This window comes from Bacillus sp. JJ1764, from assembly GCF_036962145.1.
In the GTDB taxonomy this organism is placed as follows: Bacteria; Bacillota; Bacilli; order Bacillales; family Cytobacillaceae; genus Neobacillus.
The window spans coordinates 77,615-79,286 of record NZ_JBALNY010000006.1; the positions used below are offsets into that span (position 1 = coordinate 77,615).

Annotated in this window: 1 protein-coding gene; it reads left to right on the forward strand. The window is 41.9% G+C overall.

Features of this window, described 5'->3' with window-relative positions:
* The coding region (locus V7083_RS01120) for a DNA translocase FtsK (RefSeq protein WP_438823677.1) at positions 1 to 1,653 on the forward strand (1,653 nt) is incomplete at its 5' end.
* Positions 1,654 to 1,672 lie beyond the last annotated feature (19 nt).

Sequence of the window (1,672 nt, forward strand, 5' to 3'; positions counted from 1 at the left end):
ATAGAACAATCAGCTGAACAAAAGGCACCACAATCCATAGAACAACCAGCTGAACAAAAGGTGCAACAATCCATAAAACATCCAGCTGAACAAAAGGTGCAACAATCCATAGAACAACAGGTGAAACACCCAGTGGAACAATTGACAGCTGTTTCTCAGCATCTAGCAGGCATGCACCACACCGCTAATAAACAGGAAGTAGACATTGTTTCACCGGTGTTCAGTGAAGGTTATTATAAGTTTCCGGAACCAAGCCTTTTAAATCCACCTGTTTCAGAATTGCAGGACACAGAATGGCTCTTGTACCAGGAGGAGCTGTTAAACCAAACATTAATTAATTTTAATGTTGGTGCCAGCGTTGTAAATGTCACTCAAGGACCTTCCGTAACCCGTTTTGAGGTACAACCTGAACCAGGGGTAAAGGTTAATAAAGTAACTAATTTAACAGATGATATCAAGTTGAGCTTAGCGGCAAAAGATATCCGAATTGAAGCACCGATTCCAGGTAAGCACACGATTGGTATTGAGGTGCCAAATAAAAAATCGCGCCCAGTTCAAATCAGCGAAATTATTAATAGCCGCATTTTTAAGGAATCTAGTTCTCCATTAACAGCCATTTTAGGTCTTGATATTGCTGGAAATCCGATTGTAACGGATTTAAAGAAGATGCCGCATGGACTGATTGCCGGTGCGACCGGTTCTGGTAAAAGTGTATGTATTAACTCAATATTGGTCAGTCTGTTATATAAGGCAAGTCCGGATGATTTAAAACTTCTGTTAATTGATCCAAAAATGGTCGAGCTTGCTCCTTATAACCGTATTCCTCATTTAGTTAGCCCTGTTATAACGGATGTCAAGGCTGCTACGGCAGCGCTAAAATGGGCAGTTGAAGAAATGGAACGGCGTTATGAGTTATTTGCCCATACTGGCGTCCGTGATATTAACCGTTTTAATGAATTAGCAATGGAGCATAAACAGTATTCCGACAAGCTACCTTTTATTGTAATCATTATTGATGAATTAGCAGACTTAATGATGATGTCTCCTGCAGACGTAGAAGAGGCCATTTGCCGAATTGCGCAAAAAGCAAGGGCATGTGGAATTCATCTGATTGTGGCAACACAAAGGCCATCAGTAGATGTCATTACGGGATTAATAAAAGCAAATATCCCTACCCGGGTGGCTTTTTCCGTTTCCTCTCAAGTCGATTCTCGAACTGTCATCGATATTAGTGGGGCGGAAAAATTACTTGGCCGAGGTGATATGCTCTTTTTAGAAAATGGAGCCTCCAAACCAGTTCGCTTACAGGGCACCTTCGTGTCGGATGAAGAAATCGATGTGGTCGTTGCTCATGTGAAAGCAGAACGGGAACCAGAATACCTGTTTGAGCAGGAGGAGCTCTTAAAAAAGGAAGTTGTCGCCGAATCGGAAGATGAATTATTTTATGATGCCTGTGAATTTATCCTTTCACAAGGTTTAGCATCTACTTCAAGCTTGCAGCGCCGCTTTAAAATTGGCTATAATCGGGCGGCAAGGCTAATGGATCTACTTGAACAAAACGGGTACATTACCGGTGCAAACGGAAGTAAACCGCGAGAAGTTCTTTTGACGGAGGCGGATTTAGAGGCGATTCAGGTGCCGATTCACAATTAATCTTGGCATTGTTTTAAAA